At 49.0% G+C, this 17,363-nt stretch carries 17 protein-coding genes; 9 read left to right on the plus strand and 8 right to left on the minus strand.

Features of this window, described 5'->3' with window-relative positions; all coding sequences use genetic code 11:
• Nucleotides 1-207: 207 nt before the first annotated feature.
• Nucleotides 208-1,191: a GntR family transcriptional regulator gene (locus ACKFKF_RS29325; protein ID WP_446858601.1), complete on the minus strand. Its 984-nt coding sequence runs from the start codon at nt 1,189-1,191 to the stop codon at nt 208-210.
• A 367-nt stretch (nt 1,192-1,558) separates the two neighbouring features.
• Here ACKFKF_RS29325 and ACKFKF_RS29330 point away from each other — a divergent pair, with 367 nt between their 5' ends.
• The 5 genes from ACKFKF_RS29330 to ACKFKF_RS29350 all read left to right on the plus strand — a co-directional run bounded on the left by ACKFKF_RS29330 (nt 1,559) and on the right by ACKFKF_RS29350 (nt 6,003).
• A complete protein-coding gene (locus tag ACKFKF_RS29330) occupies nt 1,559-2,317 on the plus strand; it encodes a dienelactone hydrolase family protein (protein WP_446870909.1) in 759 nt (252 codons plus the stop codon).
• Nucleotides 2,318-2,432: 115 nt separating this feature from the next.
• Complete coding sequence (locus ACKFKF_RS29335; RefSeq protein WP_446870911.1) at nt 2,433-3,326, plus strand: S1 RNA-binding domain-containing protein; 894 nt, start codon at nt 2,433-2,435, stop codon at nt 3,324-3,326.
• 34 nt (nt 3,327-3,360) lie between these two features.
• Complete coding sequence (locus ACKFKF_RS29340) at nt 3,361-3,735, plus strand: four helix bundle protein (protein ID WP_446870912.1); 375 nt, start codon at nt 3,361-3,363, stop codon at nt 3,733-3,735.
• A 78-nt stretch (nt 3,736-3,813) separates the two neighbouring features.
• Entirely contained in the window at nt 3,814-4,674 is an 861-nt protein-coding gene (locus ACKFKF_RS29345; RefSeq protein ID WP_446870913.1) for a Tab2 family RNA-binding protein, read from the plus strand.
• 45 nt (nt 4,675-4,719) lie between these two features.
• Nucleotides 4,720-6,003 carry a TldD/PmbA family protein gene (locus tag ACKFKF_RS29350; protein ID WP_446858597.1) on the plus strand — a complete coding sequence of 428 codons (1,284 nt, stop codon included), beginning with the start codon at nt 4,720-4,722 and terminating at the stop codon, nt 6,001-6,003.
• Nucleotides 6,004-6,087: 84 nt separating this feature from the next.
• Here ACKFKF_RS29350 and ACKFKF_RS29355 read toward each other — a convergent pair whose 3' ends face one another.
• From ACKFKF_RS29355 to ACKFKF_RS29375, 5 genes are all read right to left on the minus strand, one after another.
• Nucleotides 6,088-7,260, minus strand: a complete 1,173-nt coding sequence (locus tag ACKFKF_RS29355; protein WP_446870914.1) for a zinc-dependent alcohol dehydrogenase — start codon at nt 7,258-7,260, stop codon at nt 6,088-6,090.
• A gap of 113 nt (nt 7,261-7,373) precedes the next feature.
• Complete coding sequence (locus ACKFKF_RS29360) at nt 7,374-7,832, minus strand: hypothetical protein (RefSeq protein WP_446870915.1); 459 nt, start codon at nt 7,830-7,832, stop codon at nt 7,374-7,376.
• A 19-nt stretch (nt 7,833-7,851) separates the two neighbouring features.
• Nucleotides 7,852-9,021: a zinc-dependent alcohol dehydrogenase gene (locus tag ACKFKF_RS29365; RefSeq protein WP_446870916.1), complete on the minus strand. Its 1,170-nt coding sequence runs from the start codon at nt 9,019-9,021 to the stop codon at nt 7,852-7,854.
• Between the two features lie 260 nt (nt 9,022-9,281).
• On the minus strand, nt 9,282-9,983 hold the full coding sequence (locus tag ACKFKF_RS29370; RefSeq protein ID WP_446858593.1) for an SRPBCC family protein: 702 nt from the start codon (nt 9,981-9,983) through the stop codon (nt 9,282-9,284).
• Between the two features lie 104 nt (nt 9,984-10,087).
• On the minus strand, nt 10,088-11,191 hold the full coding sequence (locus ACKFKF_RS29375) for a DJ-1/PfpI/YhbO family deglycase/protease (protein ID WP_446870918.1): 1,104 nt from the start codon (nt 11,189-11,191) through the stop codon (nt 10,088-10,090).
• Between the two features lie 205 nt (nt 11,192-11,396).
• On the opposite strand from ACKFKF_RS29375, the gene ACKFKF_RS29380 reads away from it, so the two are divergent.
• The 4 genes from ACKFKF_RS29380 (at nt 11,397) to ACKFKF_RS29395 (ending at nt 14,908) form a co-directional block, all read left to right on the plus strand.
• Entirely contained in the window at nt 11,397-11,933 is a 537-nt protein-coding gene (locus ACKFKF_RS29380) for a DUF6335 family protein (RefSeq protein WP_446870919.1), read from the plus strand.
• A 35-nt stretch (nt 11,934-11,968) separates the two neighbouring features.
• Nucleotides 11,969-12,976 carry an SDR family oxidoreductase gene (locus tag ACKFKF_RS29385; RefSeq protein WP_446870920.1) on the plus strand — a complete coding sequence of 336 codons (1,008 nt, stop codon included), beginning with the start codon at nt 11,969-11,971 and terminating at the stop codon, nt 12,974-12,976.
• 94 nt (nt 12,977-13,070) lie between these two features.
• The gene (locus ACKFKF_RS29390; protein WP_446870921.1) at nt 13,071-13,262 is read left to right on the plus strand and encodes a hypothetical protein; all 192 of its coding nucleotides are present in this window, start codon (nt 13,071-13,073) and stop codon (nt 13,260-13,262) included.
• 5 nt (nt 13,263-13,267) lie between these two features.
• Nucleotides 13,268-14,908, plus strand: a complete 1,641-nt coding sequence (locus tag ACKFKF_RS29395) for a RecQ family ATP-dependent DNA helicase (RefSeq protein WP_446870922.1) — start codon at nt 13,268-13,270, stop codon at nt 14,906-14,908.
• Between the two features lie 108 nt (nt 14,909-15,016).
• On the opposite strand, the gene ACKFKF_RS29400 is transcribed toward ACKFKF_RS29395, so the two are convergent.
• Together ACKFKF_RS29400 and trpE are read right to left on the minus strand one after the other, a co-directional pair.
• Nucleotides 15,017-15,421, minus strand: coding sequence for a hypothetical protein (locus ACKFKF_RS29400; protein ID WP_446870923.1), 405 nt, complete (start codon nt 15,419-15,421; stop codon nt 15,017-15,019).
• A gap of 175 nt (nt 15,422-15,596) precedes the next feature.
• Nucleotides 15,597-17,132 carry an anthranilate synthase component I gene (trpE, locus tag ACKFKF_RS29405; protein WP_446870924.1) on the minus strand — a complete coding sequence of 512 codons (1,536 nt, stop codon included), beginning with the start codon at nt 17,130-17,132 and terminating at the stop codon, nt 15,597-15,599.
• Between the last annotated feature and the right edge of the window lie 231 nt (nt 17,133-17,363).

A 17,363-nucleotide genomic window follows, 5' to 3' on the forward strand; every position in this document is an offset into this window, starting at 1 on the left:
GGGGGCAGAAGCGTTAAATACCGAAGCGAAAAAACTCTATCGAATTCACGTTAATCTGGGCAATCCCTTATCCCCCGTCAGTAATGGACTTTGAATCGAGAATCCTGTCTTTCTAAGTAATCTCACACTGTGGAACTTCTCAAATCAAAAATCCCCGACTTTTCTAAAAAATCGAGGATGTTGAATTTCACGATTAGAAACGATCGCTTACTCCAATCCCAACTCTCGCTTGAGTAAATTAATCGACTTGCTGGCTACCAGATTTTCGCAGCGAATCAACTGAGGTGGACGAATAATGTCATCTCTGGAGGCTGAAATGGTCGCACGAACCGTCGGATAACTTGCCTCATCGCTAATAATCGTGTGGGCACTGCGAACGATCGCATCTAACTTGTACTTGTCACCCAGTTGAGCCGTCATTACGAGTAAGTCGTCGCCGCGCAAGCTGTGAATGATCACCTCAGCTACGCCCACTGTCCCAGAACTCAAGCTCACAATTCCTAGACACGTCCCTTTGGGTAGCCCTTTGATCAGCTTCAGTTCTTTTTCAAAATCGTAGATGTCTACGGGGATCACACGGGCTGATCGAGGAGCGGCGATTCCTTCTGCCTGCGCGATGAAGTATCGACTGGTGACCACTGTACTCGATCGCGTCTGGTCAAGCACCTGACTCAATTCTTCCATTGGCACAAGCTGCATCGGAATGTTGAGGGCTTTTTCTAACTCTCGCAAAATGACTTCCCCATTGGCCAAATCGTGATTGGGGGTCGTCACCAACACTTGAGCGCTACAGCGTAGTCGCCAGTCCATTTCTGCCAAAAATAGCTCACGCGCCTGCCCCAGAGAGCACCCTTGTTTGAGCAACTCATCCAGGCTGTTTTGGATCAGTTTGTGTGCCTGCGGATATTGGTCAAGCAGAGGAGACTTTGCGATCGTGCCTGCATCGTGCCCTTGATCTCGAACGTAAATTCCAGAACCCGCTTGAGCATCGACAACGCCTGCTTCTTCGAGTTGACGATAAACCTTGCTAATCGTGTTTCGGTGCAGCCCAGTCTGCATGGCTAATTGACGAGTACTTGGCAAACGGTGCCCAGGGGGAAATTGTCGCGATGCGATCGCAAACAATATTTGGTTATATAGCTGTGTCGATGCCGGGATATCACTATCAGGCTGAATATGAAATTGCACCATGCCAGCGCCTCAAGACTGCTCGAAGAATGAATTTAGTGTGACGATTCCCTTTGGAATCTGCTTACTATTCCTACCATTTTAGATGCCTGATTTCTGAAGTAGTCTGGTGTTTTTTCTACGTTGTATTTGTATTTACCTCTCATCGTCAGTAATTGTTCTGAGCTTTTATGCTGGTCTAAGCAATCCTACAGAGGGCAGCCTGCTTGGTAATTTCACTCAATCTTCTTGATAAAAACTGCTGTAAAAACACTTCAGTGTGTATTAAAAGAGTGAGTTCAAATCAGTTTCAACGGCGCTTAAAACTTCAGTTAAGTAAATCAGTATGATGATAAAGTTTCTAACTCAAACGATACCATTCCTTGCTTTTATGACTCAGACAGAAATCCGGGCAACTCATACAAAGATTTCCAACGAATCATTACAAATTGATGCTTATTTAGCAGAGCCATCTGCATCAGGAACCTATGGCGCGATCGTCGTCATTCAAGAAATTTTTGGCGTAAATTCGCATATCCGGGACGTGACTGCTCGACTTGCCAGAGAAGGCTATGTAGCGATCGCTCCTGCCATTTTTCAGCGCACGGCTCCCGGTTTTGAAATCGGTTACAGCGAATCTGAGACGAAACAGGGACGAATTTACAAAGAGCAAACTCAAGCAACTGAACTGTTGAGTGATATTCAGGCGACGATCGCTTACCTTCGCACATTACCCTCAGTAAACGGGAATGTCATTGGCGCGATCGGGTTTTGCTTTGCGGGACACGTCGCTTATTTAGCAGCAACTCTGCCCGAAATCAAGGCTACTGCTTCTTTTTACGGGGCGGGCATTGCGATGATGACTCCGGGTGGCGGGGTGCCGACGATCGCTCACACTTCCAAAATTCAGGGAAGGCTTTACGCTTTCTATGGCACTCAAGATCCGCTAATTCCGATAGAGCAAATTGACCAGGTTGAGACGGAATTGCAGAAATGTTCTGACGCTCATCGGGTTTTTCGGTATGAGACAGGGCATGGATTTTTTTGTGATCAGCGATCGGATTACAGTTCAGAAGCAGCGATCGATGCCTGGGAACACGTCAAGGAACTTTTTGGAGGGATGAGGGATGAAACTAAAATTCAGAATTGAGAACTGGATGCTCAAAACTTAACCCTTCCGACTCCTCACTCCTCACTCCTCACCGTATTAAACTGGCAATATCAGCAAATTTACCTCACTCGCTGAGGGCTTCATTTCAGTGGTTATGAACAAATCAACTCAGTCTCGATCGAACGATGCAGCTTTCTCAATGGACGATTTTGCAAAGGCGCTGGAGCAACACGACTACCAGTTTGCCAAGGGGCAGATCGTTCAAGGAAGAGTTTTTAGCTATGAAAGCGGCGGCGCGTTGATAGACATTGGGGGCAAGTCTCCGGCATTTCTACCAGCCCAGGAAGCCAGTGTGTGCGAGATCAGTGATGTTTCGACCGTTTTGCCGACTGACGAAGATCGGGACTTTCTCATCATCCGTGAACAAGATGAAAATGGACAAGTCACCCTTTCGCTGCGCCAGCTAGAAATTAAGAAAGTCTGGGATAGTCTGGCAGACATGCAGGCGAATAATCAGAGCGTTCAGGTGCGCGTGACTGGGACGAATAAAGGCGGCGTGACGGTTGACTTGCAGGGATTGAGAGGGTTTATTCCGCGATCGCACCTGGTTGAGCGAGAAAATCTGGATGCTCTCAAGGGTCAGACTTTGACGGCGACGTTTTTAGAAGCAGATCGCGATCGCAACAAGCTGGTTCTCTCCAATCGTCTCGCGGCTCGTGCAGCAAACTTTAGCCAGCTTCAAGTCGGTCAACTGATTGAAGGCAAAGTGGCTAGTCTCAAACCGTTTGGCGCGTTTATCGAATTCGACGGTTCGACAGGTCTGCTGCACATCAATCAAATCAGCAAAAACTACATTGCGTCGCTGCCGTCTCTATTAGAGGTTGGGCAAGTGATCAAAGCGATGATTGTCGATCTTGACGAAGGCAGAGGTCGCGTTTCGCTGTCTACCAAAGTTCTCGAAAACTTCCCTGGAGAAATGACCGAAAACATGGCGCAAGTGATGGAAGAAGCGGAATCGAGAAGCGATCGGGCCCGCAGCAATCTGTAGGAAGAGAGTGAGGAGTGAGGAGTGAGGAGAAATTATGGACAAGCCACATAGACAACTGAATGTGTGGCATAAAAGTATTGACTTTGCGACTGAGATTTATAAGGTGACAGGTCAGTTTCCTGCTGACGAACGTTATGGATTAACCTCTCAAATGCGCCGTGCTGCCGTCTCCGTGTCTAGCAATTTGGCTGAAGGAGCAGCTAGAGGAACGACAGAATTTGTTCAGTTCATGAGAATTGCTATCGCTTCTGTTAGCGAGTTGGATACTCAACTAGAAATCTGTCACCGTCTAGGGTATCTATCAGACCAAGACTATCTCCGACTTGATGAAGCCCTCTCAAACATTGACAAGATGCTAATCGGTCTTCGCAAATCCTTAATTCAAAAACAAAACAGACCCCCCCTGTAATTCTTCTCTTCTCACACCTCACACCTCACACCTCACACCTCACACCTCACACCTCACTCCTCACTCCTCACTCCTCTCATGACTACCATTTGGGAACTCGATTATTACTCTCGTCCGATTCTGGATGATCAGAAGAAGAAAGTTTGGGAGGTTCTGATCTGCGAAAGTCCGACTCGGATTGATGTGTCGATCGACTCCCTATTTCGCTATTCGGAATACTGTCCGAGTACGCAGGTGAATTCGGTTTGGTTGAAGACGGCGATCGCGGAAGCCATTTCTCGTGCGCCTAATCCGCCCGACAAAATTCGCTTCTTTCGACAGGCAATGAATAACATGATCACGACTTCCTGTAAGGATCTGGAAATTCCCTCTCAACTGAGTCGCCGCACGATCGCTCTGAGTCAATGGCTGCGCGATCGCATGGAAAACACTTATCCTCAACATCCCGGTTATCAGCCTGGAAAGAACGCTTCTGTCATATTTCCAACGACGCCTCCTCAACCGTTGCCCGATGCGCTGATTGGTCAAAAATGGACGTTTGCTACCCTCGAAGCCAGTGCCTTTGACGACTTAAATGAATGGTCGATCGACTTTGGCGAAACTTTTCCGGTCAAGATAGCAGGACTTGAGGCAGACACGCCGATTCCGGGGTTGATCATCTACTCACCTCGTGCAGTGCCAATGGCGGCCTGGATGTCTGGATTAGAGATGGCGGCGGTTAAATTTGACAGCGAATCTTCGACCCGATTGCTGCTCGAAACGGGCGTTAGCGATCGCTGGATTCTCACCAGCATTGATGCCAAAACCAAGGTGGAGGCTCAAGCGTTTGAAGCGTCGAAGGCGCGATCGCAGCAGGTTCATTTTTTGGCGATTCAGTCCAGTCCTGATGTAGAAGCCTTTGCTGGATTTTGGTTATTACAAGAGATCAATTTGGCGTAGGGTGATTAGCAGACCCCATATTCGCAAAACTCAAATCTATCGAACATGTTGTTAGAACAATTGTTAGAGTTGGCTGCGCGATCGGGCGCTGAATCAGCAGAAGTTTTTCAGTCACGATCGTTGTCTCGCCCGGTTTACTTTGAGGCAAATCGGCTAAAGCAACTCGAAAGCGCTGAGTCTGAGGGAACGGCTCTCCGGCTCTGGAAAGGCGGCCGTCCTGGATTGGTAGTAGCCTATGGCGATGTGGAAGCTCAGGATTTAGTTGATCGCGCGATCGCCCTCAGCCAGCTTAATGAACCGGAAGCGATCGAACTGGCTCCCGCGTCTCAGATGCACTACCCCGATTTGGGCAAAGTGGTTCCGGTTGAGCAGTTGGTAGATTGGGGCAAACAAGCGATCGAACTGGTGCGCGAACAGTATCCCGAAGTGCTGTGTGCGGGGGGTTGGGAATGTGAGGCAGAAAGCACTCGCTTGATCAACTCCAATGGTCTGGACTGTGGCTATACCGACAATACGCTGAGTGGCTATCTAGAAGTCGAGTGGATTCGGGATGAAGATTTTTTGAATGTAAGCGATGGGCAAACCTTGAGAGACAGCCTTGACCCTGTTTTGGTGGCTCAACAAGTGATGCAGCGATTGGAATGGGCCAAAGAAAACGTCGCACCGCCGATCGGTCGGGTTCCCATTCTCTTCACATCCAAGGCGGCGGATATGCTGTGGGGCACTGTGCAGGCGGCGTTGAATGGCAAACAGGTGATCGAAGGGGCTTCCCCGTGGAGCGATCGCTTAAATGAACTCGTCACCTCTGAGGCAATTACGATTAAACAAGAACCCCATGCTGGCCCGTTTAGCTGTCCGTTTGATGATGAAGGAACGGCGACTCGTGCGATTACGTTTCTCGATCGGGGCGTTTTGCAGTTGTTTTATGCCGATCGCACAACGGGAAATCTTTTGGGCAGTGGCACAACAGGAAATGGTTTCCGTCCCGGTTTGGGCAGCTATCCAAATCCAGGTTTGTTCAATCTATTGATCAGTCAGGGAACAAAATCGTTTGCCGAATTGGTGGCAGGAATCGAAGACGGATTGATTTTGGATCAAATGTTGGGCGGCGGCTCTGGGATCTCTGGCGAATTTTCGATCAATGTGGACTTGGGTTATCGGATTCAAAAAGGTCAGATCGTCGGCAGAGTCAAGGATACGATGGTTTCTGGTAACGTCTACACAGCGTTGAAGAATTTGATCGAATTGGGTGGCGACGCTGATTGGAATGGGTCTTGTTTTACGCCTTCTGTGATTGTCGATGGATTGTCCGTCACGGGACGAAGCTAATCCAAAAATACACAGAAGGGTGAACGGTTTTGATTTCTCTACCATTCACCCCTGTATTGTATAGTCTGTAATCGCTTCGATCTCTTATGGCTTCAGCACAATTTTGATGCAGTTATCTTTTTTGTGTTTGAAGATCTCGTAGCCTTTTGGCGCTTCGTCGATCGACATCGTGTGCGTAATGATGAAAGTCGGATCGATGTCACCGTTCTGAATGTGTTCTAACAACGGTTTCAGGTAGCGGTGAACGTGGGTTTGTCCCATTTTAAAGGTCAAGCCCTTGTTGAAGGCGGCACCCATCGGAATCTTGTCCAAAAAGCCCCCGTAAACTCCCGGCAGCGAAACGGTTCCGCCTTTACTACAGGAGACGATCACTTGGCGCAGGGCAGTGGGGCGATCGGTTTCCAGCCGGACGGCTTGCTTGACGCGATCATACAAAAAATCTGGCCCGACTCCGTGTGCCTCCATGCCGACCGCATCGATACAGGCATCTGGGCCGCGTCCTCCGGTGAGTTCCTTGAGCGCTTCGCCTGCGTCCATTTCTTCGTAGTTGATGACTTCGGTGGCACCTGCCTGTTCTTTGGCCATTTTGAGGCGTTCGGGGACGCGATCGATGGCGTACACTCGCTCGGCTCCCAGCAAGAAAGCACTCTTGATCGCAAACTGTCCGACTGGCCCACAACCCCAGACGGCGACACTATCTCCGGGCTTAATGTTGCAGTTTTCGGCTGCCATATAGCCCGTCGGAAAAATGTCGGTTAGAAACAGCACTTGCTCATCCGTCAAGCCGTCTGGAATCTTGAATAAGCCTGTATCGGCAAACGGGACGCGAGCATATTCCGCTTGACCGCCTGCATACCCGCCAAAAATGTGAGAATACCCAAACAATCCAGCCGCAGAGTATCCATACAGCGCCTCGGCCATGAATGCATTGGGATTGGAATTATCACACAGCGACCACAGTGTTTTGTTACAAAAATAACAGCTTCCGCACGAGATTGTGAACGGGACGACTACACGATCGCCAATGCTCAGATTCTTGACAGCAGAACCGAGTTCGACGATTTCTCCCATAAATTCGTGACCCATAATATCGCCCGACTGCATACTGGGGATATACCCATCGTAAAGGTGCAAATCAGAGCCACAAATGGCCGTCGAAGTGATTTTAACAATGGCATCACGGGGATTAAGAATTTTGGGATCGGGCACGTTGTCTACGCGAACATCGGTTGCGCCATGCCAGCAAACTGCTTTCATTTATGGATTCTCCTAGCGATTTCGTAGCGATTTTGGTAATGGATAATCGGCAATGGGAGATTGTTAGCACCCACTACCGACTTTTATCTATTCAGTAATCAATCCAGCGTTGATTAATTTGCTTTATAGTATCCAGGCTTTTCTCCTGAAACTTTACCAACTGTGTTATCAACAGCGTTCTCGACATCATTGATAAACTCTTTGGTACTGTCGGGAATTGGCTCGTCTAAATTGAGTTTTTCTTTGACCGTTTCAGCGATGTCTTTGAGCTTGTTACCCGTGTTGCGGATCGATTCGTCACGGCGATTGTTCACGAATGTTTGTTCGTTGTCTGCGCGATAGACATCTTTTGTCGTGTCAAGTGTTTGATGATTGCGAACTTTCTCAGAAGAATCAAGCGCTTTGAGCTTTTCGCCTGCGTCTTGGACACTGCTGGATTGCTCAATAATTTCCTTCGCTCCTTGGGGAGTCACAGCCGCCATAGCTTGCACTCCATTCGTGCTAAATAGAATGCCCACAAACAGCGCAGCGCTGGCGAGAAGAGTTGTAATCGTTCGGATGAGTTGAGTCATGGTTACAAATAGAAATGGTTTAAGGTCGAAGGACAACTTTGATGCACTTATCTTGCTTGTGCTTAAACATTTCGTAGGCTTCTTTGGCCTGAGTTAGCGGCATGTGATGAGTGAAGACATAAGAGGGGTCAATTTCACCGTTGAGGGCGCGATCGAGTAGCATCGGCATATATCGCTGTCCGTGCATTTGTCCCATTTTCAGCGTCAATCCTTTGTTAAAGGCCGCTCCAAATGGCATCTTGTCCACAAATCCGCCGTAGACTCCCATTACCGACACGGTTCCGCCTTTGCGACAGGCGACCATCATTTGCCGCAAAACGTGAGGGCGATCGGTCTCCAATCTGACCGCTTGCTTTGCCTCATCGTAGAAGCCCATTAGACCCATCCCGTGCGCTTCCAGTCCAACGGCATCGAGACAAGCATCTGGCCCGCGTCCGCCCGTCATTTCCTTGAGCGCATCGCCTGCATCGACTTCTTCGTAGTTAATCACTTCAGCGCCGCTTTTTTCTTTCGCGAGTTGCAGCCGTTCGGGGACGCGATCGATGGCGATGACCCGTTCTGCGCCCAGCATGTAGGCACTGCGAATCGCAAACTGTCCCACGGGCCCACAGCCCCAGACGGCGACCGTATCTCCAAGCTGAATGTCACAAAGTTCTGCGCCCATGTATCCAGTCGGAAAAGCATCCGAAACGGGAAGCGCCTGCTCATCGGTCAGTCCGTCGGGAATCTTAACAGCCCCATGATCGGCAAACGGAATTCTTATGTACTCTGCCTGAGAGCCTGCAAAGCCACCAAACAAGTGAGAATAACCAAAAATTGCCGCCGTCCCAAATCCAAAAAGCGGTTCTTGTAGCGCCCCATTGGGATTGGAGTTATCGCACAACGACCACTGCTGACGACTACAGTAATGGCAATGTCCACAGCCAATAATTGAGGAAACGACGACCCGATCGCCCTTCTTCAACTTCTTAACCTCTCTGCCAATCTCGACCACTTCGCCAATAAATTCGTGACCGATAATGTCACCCGGCTGCATCGAGGGAATGTAACCATCATAGATATGAAGATCCGACCCACAAATCGTCGTCGCCGTCACCTTGAGAATTGCATCACGCGGATTCAAGATCGTCGGATCAGGAACAGTTTCGACCCGCACATCATTTGCACCATGCCAACAGACCGCTTTCATTGAATGACCAGTTCCTCTATTGATTTAAATTGGATTTAATGTTGCTAATCAAAGAGAGGGAAAAAGGAATCAGCACTTGCACCAAATTTACGTGTTGTTGGTACAGATTTTCGCCCCCTAAATCCCCCATTCTGGGGGACTTTGACTTCGCAAGAACATGCCCTTGAAGCAAAGGATAAAGTCTCTCCTAAAAATCTCTTACTTCATCCCTCTCGCAAAGCGTGCCGCCAGCGGCAACCCCTCATCCCTCATCCCTTCATTTACCCCCTCGGCTGCCCTTCTGTCGTAGCAATTTCTCCCGCTTCCATCAGTTGTTTAAAGCGGCGCAGTTCGTCACCGATTTGTTGTTCGGGTTCTTCGCCAAAAAGTTTGGCCAGTGCAGCCGTGACCATGCCGCCCGGAATGTCGTATTCCATCACAACTTTGACTTCGGTGCCCCGATCGCCCGGTGCAGGGGTAAAGCGCACAAAACCAGAATTCTCGATATCAGCGCCGTCGATCGAGGCCCAGGCGATCAGTTGGTTTGGCTGGTCGTTGATGATGTCAGCATCCCACTCAACGGTTTGACCCATCGGCGCTTTGGCAACCCAGTGAGAACGACGCAGATCGATCACTTTCACCGATTCGACATGCTTCATAAAGTTGGGCAGGTTTTCAAAATCGTGCCAGTAGTTGTAGAGTTCTTCTGCCGATTTTTTGATGGTGACGGTCTTCTCAACTTTGATCGATTTATTGGCACCGACGGCATCACCAACTTTTTCGGTCAGGCTTTTATCTGCTTTCGCGCCGTGGTAAGCCAGCGTTCCGCCTGCGATCGCAGTTAGGACTCCCCGAAGCGATCGCTGACTCAATCCTGATAGCACCATTGCACTACCACCGATAATAGATGCCCAGCGTTCTTTATCAGATACGCCTGTCTGTTGCTCTTCGGCTGGATTAGTCTTTGACGATTCTGTTTCCATGATGATTTCTTTGGTGATTTTTCTAGTGAGTTATTTACTGTAAGAGTCTTGAGTTTTAAGCGAAAAATTTCACCTTAAAACCCAAGACTTAAAACGATGACTTCTTAGCCACTAACCGCAGGTCTGCTAGTCGGCATCGGAGGCTGAGGAACGCTGGCATTCAAGCGATCTTTGTACAGATTGGCAATGCGCTGTTCGTCTTTTGACAGAGTGACTTCCATTTGGTCAAAGAGTTCGACAGTCGCGGGATCGGTGATTTTGTTTCTCAGGTTGTAGGTGTCTACTACGCCTGTTTGCAAGTCACCCAGGGCGCGACGCAACACTTCACTGTCACTTTGACGGGTTTGGAAGAAGTTTTTTAAACTCGCTAAAGCAGCGCTGGCTGTGGCTTGTAGAGAAGTTTTTTCGCCCAATACTTCTAACCGAGCTTCTAGCATTTGAATGTGACGCTGTTTGTTGGCGCGAATGTCTTGAAACAACTCGGCCATGGCTTCGTCGGTGGCGTTTTTGGCGTAGTTGTCGAATACTTCTAATCCGTAACGCTCACCTGCGATCGCCGTGTTAATTGCGTTCACGATTTCGCTCTTGCTCGATCCGCCCCACTCTTCGCCCAGTTTCCACCAGCCTGCGTCGGCATCGCCCACATCGGGCAGCGTTGTATCGGGCAGCGCAAGTCCCAAATGAGTCAAAATTGCGGTGGTGAAAATCGGTAAATCGCCGGGACGACGCGATGTGATCAGGTTGTCATCAATTACTAACGGTTCGTCTACAAACTCGGCTCCCGCATTTTGCATATCTTTGCGGATGGCCCGAAATCCAGTTGCTCTCACCCCTTTGAGCAGATCGCCTTCGATCAAAACCTGCGGCCCGTGACACACAGAAGCAACCAAAACGCCCGCTTCCATTGCATCCTTGACAAACCGAACAGTCTTCATGTTGGTTCGCATTTTGTCAGGAGCCATGCCGCCGGGAATAATTACTGCGTCAAAGTCAGCGGCGATCGCTTCAGTAGTGGTAGCATCCGCTTCGATCGACACCTTTTCCTGCTTGCCTTTGTACGCTTCATTCATCCGAGAACCTAGTACGACAACTTCGGCTCCCGCTTTTTTGAGCGCATTGTAAGGAAGCTGAAATTCTGAATCCTCAACCCCTTGCTCGATCAGAATGGCGACGCGCTTTTTGCTCATTTCTTGACCATTCGTGTCCATGTCTGGAAGTCTCCTGTTGTCACCTCTCCAGCCAATAAGACTAGGTTAACAGAGCGATCGCGCTCCTCATTCCAGGGGGATAAGCCGTTCTCACTCTCACGGTAGATTTAGACTTTGGGCGACTGGTTCTCTGCCTATTTGAAGATTTTGAGATTCGCAAAGATTCGTTACCTTGCATTCATCTAGGCGAATAGGAGCAAAAATTATGGCAGATGCAGAACAGGCTCGGAGAAGTCCCACTGATAATGACGATTTGGAGTCGGCTCTCCACAATTTTGGCGCTCCGGTTGAGGATGAAATTGACGACGAAACCCTCGAAGACGAGCAAGATTTTGGCGACGTGCCGCAAGAATATACTGAGTCGTATGGAACGGGTGTGCAGGAGATGCCTGGTTATACGATCGGTGGCCGCACCATGCGCGATCGTGCCAGCGAATTCAACGAGGCAACTCCCGAACTCACAGGCGGCGACATTGATGCAGACTATGAGCAAGCGAATGCAGTCGGGGATGAATCTGTGGGCGGAACGGTTTCCACGCCTGATATGGACATTGTGGATGATCTAGGGAAAGCGGTTGGTTTGGAAATGGACGATCGCGCTTTTCTCCGCACCAATGAGATTTTGGAACAAAGAGACGACCGCCGCTGGGAATTGGAACCAACCTCTTCAGAAGACTATGGCGATCGCCAAATGGAACTCGACGAGATCATGAGTTCGCAAGGTGATGAGGATATTGAATAGCAAACCGATCGAATACTAAAAACAAGGAATTAGAAATGAGTTTGAAACCGATTAGTCAACAAGTTGCGGTCATTGTCGGAGCGTCTAGCGGCATTGGTCGAGATACGGCGCTAAAGATGGCTGAAAAAGGCGCAAAAGTCGTCGTGGCCGCTCGCAGTAAAGAAGGATTAGCGACGCTGGTTGAAGAGATTCATCAAAAGGGTGGAGAAGCGATCGCCGTTCCTGCTGACGTTGCTGATTTCAATCAGGTTAAAGAAATTGCAGATAAGGCAGTTGAACGATTTGGACGCATTGACACTTGGGTTCATTTGGCGGCGACCTCTGTGTTTGCAACTTTTGACAATGTGACTCCTGAAGAATTCAAGCGCGTTATTGAGGTGAATTTGTTGGGTCAAGCCTATGGTGCGATGGCTGCATTGCCTCACTTAAAGAGAGAAGGCCGAGGCGCATTGATTCACATTACGTCGATGGAAGGGCGGCGATCGCTGCCTTATCAAAGTGCCTATTCTTCTTCAAAACACGGCACGATCGGCTTTCTAGATGCCCTGCGAATCGAACTTAAGCATGAAGGCTTTCCAATTAGCGTCACCAACATTATGCCCGGTGTGATCAACACGCCTTTCTACAACAAAGGCAAGACCAAACTGGGGGTCAAGCCGACTGGAATTCCGCCTTACTATGATGCGAGTTTGGTGACAGATGCCATTCTCTACGCCGCCGAAAACCCCGTTCGCGATTACATTGTGAGTGATGTGGGTCGCGCTTTGGATGTTGCCCAACGCATTTCTCCAGGATTGGTAGACGCTGCGCTGTTAGCGATCGCCTTTGAAGGACAAAAGACCAACGATGTCAAGTCTGAAGACGACCCAAACAACCTGTACGAGCCAGTTCAGGGATACGACAAAGTAGAAGGCGACTTTAGCAAACTCGAAGTTCCTAGTCTGATCGACATGATTGATAAGGGGCCGGCTTTAGCGATCGGTGCCCTCACTGCGGCTGCGTTAGGAGTTTTTGTATTGCTAGGCGGAATGAATAATAGATAGGTTCTTCAACGCTATCTCAAACGCTGGATGTAGGGATGTTAGCTGTAATGTCCCTACGTTTTGGTAACCAAATTTTCAGATTAACGTGAATTCGATGAAATCCCTCGCTGTAGCGATCACTCCAGGCAGCCCCCTAAATCCCCCAAGTTTGGGGGACTTTGAGCAAGAAATCCTGTCCGAAAGTCCCCCAGATTTGGGGGGTTGGGGGGCAGAAGCGTTAAAGACCGAAGCGAAAAAACTCTATCGAATTCACGTCACATTAAAATTCGCCACAGAGATGACTTAATCACAATGGTTAGAACGCGCAAACGCAAAGATTTAATTCAGAAGATTGCACAAGAACGACTCGGTTATGATGATTTGCGTCCCGGACAAGAAGCCGCCATCCGATCGCTGCTAGAAGGCAAAGACACGCTGGCTGTAATGCCGACAGGCTCAGGAAAGTCAGCCATTTATCAACTCGCCGCCGAAGAGACTCCAGGAGCGACGATCGTCATTTCTCCTTTGTTAGCGTTGCAGAAGGATCAAGTAGAAGCGATCGACGATCGAGACAAAATTGGTCATGCTGCGGTTCTCAATTCCACCATTTCGGCATCAGAGCGGCTAGAAGTTTTTCAACGCTGGCAAAGTGGCGAACTGGAGTTTTTGTTTCTCGCCCCTGAGCAGTTTAATAACCTGGATACGATCGAGCTGTTGCAAACTAATAAACCTTCTCTATTTGTGATCGATGAAGCTCACTGTATTAGCGAATGGGGTCACAACTTTCGACCCGATTATCTGCGGCTGGGGACGGTGATTGAGGCGATCGGGCATCCCACCATTTTGGCGCTGACGGCGACGGCTTCTCCGCCCGTTCGAGAAGAGATTATGCAGCGTTTGGGAATGCGAGATCCACGAGTGATTGTGCGCGGATTTGACCGACCGAATATTTTTTTGAGTGTCGATCGCTTTGATGATGAAGCTGAAAAACGCGAAGTCTTTGTTAAACGAGTTAAACAAGCCGAAAAACCAGGAATCGTTTACGCTGCAACTCGAAAGGAAACCGAACAGATCACAGAATTACTCAAACAAGCAGACATTCAGGCAGCCAGTTATCATGCTGGAATGAAATCAAAAGAACGTCACCAGGTTCAATCAGATTTCATGAACGATAACATAGACGTGATTGTTGCAACAACAGCTTTTGGAATGGGAGTCGATAAGCCAAATGTACGCTTTGTGTTTCATTACAACATCAGTGATTCTGTTGATTCTTATTACCAGGAAATCGGACGCGCTGGACGAGATGGTGATCCGGCGAATGCTGTCCTGTTCTACACACCAGACGATTTGAATCTGAGAAAATTCTTCTCTGGAGGCGGCAAACTAGCTGTCGAACAAATCGCCCAAGTTGCCCAAATCGTACAACATCAGCGTGAACCGATCGACCCCAAAACCCTCCAAGAACTAACCGACCTCTCCAAATCCAAACTCCGAGCCGCCCTCAATCATCTGCAAACCGCAGGCGCGATCGAGTCTTTACCAACGGGTGAAGTTCTTACAGCAGACAGAGCGCCAGATTTAGAAAAAGCAGCCAACGACGTGATACAGGCACAAGAACGCAAAGTCAAAGTGGAGCGATCGCGATTAGAGATGATGCGCGGCTATGCAGAAGTCAAAGATTGCCGTCGTCGATACTTACTAAACTACTTTGGCGAACAGTTTGATGAATGCTCCAAGACATGCGACAACTGCAAAGCTGGAATCATTGCTAACAACGACGGATTTAAACCTTATGAACTCGATAGCCTTGTCATTCACAAATCCTGGGGACAAGGAACGGTGATGCGTTATGAAGGCGATAAGATAGTTGTTCTATTTGACCAAGTAGGTTACAAAACGCTGAGTACCATTACCGCTGTTCTACAAGGAATTTTGAGAAAAGTACCATAAAGGCTGGTCAGTTCTAACGCAAAAAAAGTCTGTAGGAATGTTGCTTAACTCATCCCTACAGACATCGTTTCTAGACAAGCTTCTAGACGGTTGAACTACACAGCTAAACTACGCTTTTTGCTCGTAGTAGCTGGAGATGTGTTCATACACATGATCCGGGAAGTGAAGCTCTCGATAAACATTACAAGCATCCGGATCATCAGCATTGGGGCAAATCGGAAAGTCTTGATTACTCTGCCATTCCAGAATGCGATCTCTTCGAGTTACCCGCAAGGGGTCGCGCTTCGGCGGATTATAATCTTTTCCTTGCACTTGTTGATAGAGCGCCTTTGCTTCTGACTGACTAAAATCAGAATCTTTTTGCAAATATTCGATCAACTCGTCTTGTTCCATAAAGTGACGCGCCACCATTGCAAAAACCAGTCTTCCATAATGTCCAATGTCTTGCCCTTCGTCTAACGCATCCATTAGATGGGACATCATTTCACTCTTGCGAAGTTCTTCGACTGCCATGATTTCAACGTTGATTTAGTACATTCCTATTACCGTTGTAGTTCGGATTGCAAAATCCTCCGTCTACCGATCGAGCGATTAGGCTTCGAGAATTAGAATGCTAAATCTTTTTTCATCCCTCTCGCAAAGCGTGCCGCCAGCGGCAACCCCTCATCCCTCATCCCTTCTTCATCCCTCATCCCAAACACCGAATCGCCTCCAACAATCCTCTCGCCTTATTCAACGTTTCCTCATACTCCTTCTCTGGCTCAGAATCTGCCACCAACCCGGCCCCCGCTTGAACGCTGACAATATGCCTACCATTACCCTCAGATCGCACCACCATTGTCCGAATGGCGATCGCCGTATTCAACTGCCCCTCAAAGTCATAGTAGCCATAGGCTCCCGAATAAACTCCTCGACGGCACGGTTCTAAATTGTGAATAATTTCCATCGCCCGAATTTTGGGTGCGCCGCTGACCGTCCCGGCGGGAAAACAGGCTTTGAGCAAATCCCAGGCGGTCTTATCAGGTGACAGTTTTCCAACCACGTTGCTGACGATGTGCATAACGTGAGAATAGCGCTCAATCACCATCAACTCATCCACCCTCACCGAACCATTTACACAGACCCTTCCCAAATCATTGCGTCCCAGATCGACCAGCATGACGTGTTCTGCGACCTCTTTGGGATCTTGCAGCAGATCTTGAGCGAGGGCATCATCTTCTTGGGGCGTTTTGCCGCGACGACGAGTGCCTGCGATCGGTCTTACCGTTGCAATCTTGGGCGCAGTGGGGTCGGGCGAGCGGTCTGCCTTCACCATCACTTCAGGACTTGAGCCAATGATCTGCCAATCGCCAAAATTAAAATAAGCCATGTAGGGCGAAGGATTGATCAGACGCAGCGATCGATACAACCCAAACGGATCACCATTGTATTCCGCAGACAATCGCTGAGAAATCACCACCTGAAAGATATCGCCCGCTTTGATGTGGTCTTTCGCCTTTTCAACGTTGGCGCAAAATTCAGCCTGAGTCGTATTGCTGGTAAACGAAGCGGCTTGACTGCGATTTCCCGATTCGGGAGAGTTCCACGATAAAAGAGTGGCTTGCTCAGACAGCGGCGATTGCAGCTTGTGGACGAGTTGAGTCACCCGATCGCACGTTTGTTGATAAGCCTGTTCCAAATTCGTCTCAGGGTTTCGCAGGTCAGCGTAAGCGATCGCCCAAATTTTGCGCTTCACTTGATCAAAGATCAGCAACTGATCGACCTGCATCCACAACCCATCCGGTTGATCGGTTTCACTCGTCGGATAAACGGGGACACGCGGCTCGATCCAATGAATCAACTCATAGCCCCAAAAGCCAAACAGTCCGCCAATTCCAGGAGGTAGCTGAGGCAGTTTAACCGGACGGTAAGGCGCAAGACACTCGGATAGAGTATCAAACGGGTCGCCCTGAAAGAATTCTTGAGTGCCATCGCGATGAGTCTGAATGGTGCGATCGCCCTTCGCCTCCAGCACCCACTGCGGATCACACCCCAAAAAGCTATACCGCCCCAGCGTTTCTCCTCCTTCGACCGACTCCAACAAAAAGCTATACGGCTGCCCCGCACAAACGCGATACCACGCCGACACAGGCGTATCCAAATCAGCAACCCATTCCTGATACACCGGAACAAAATTACCCAGTTGTGCGAGTTGAGAAAACTGAGAAAAGTCTGGAAAGATCATGGGAGTTCAAGAAGGGATGAGGGATGAGGGATGAGGGAGAACTTTGTTCCGCTTCGCGAGGAGGGATGAGGGATGAAAGGTCAGGATACAGTACTCAGGTGATGAAGCTCAAAGGAATTGTTTTGGGGCGGGGATTGAAATTTTGTCTTAAAGTCCCCCAGATTGGGGGGTTGGGGGCTAAGTACAGGACAAAAAACTTAGAACCTGCAAGAAATCATTCATTTTCTGCTC

The organism is Phormidesmis sp. 146-12, from assembly GCF_052939495.1.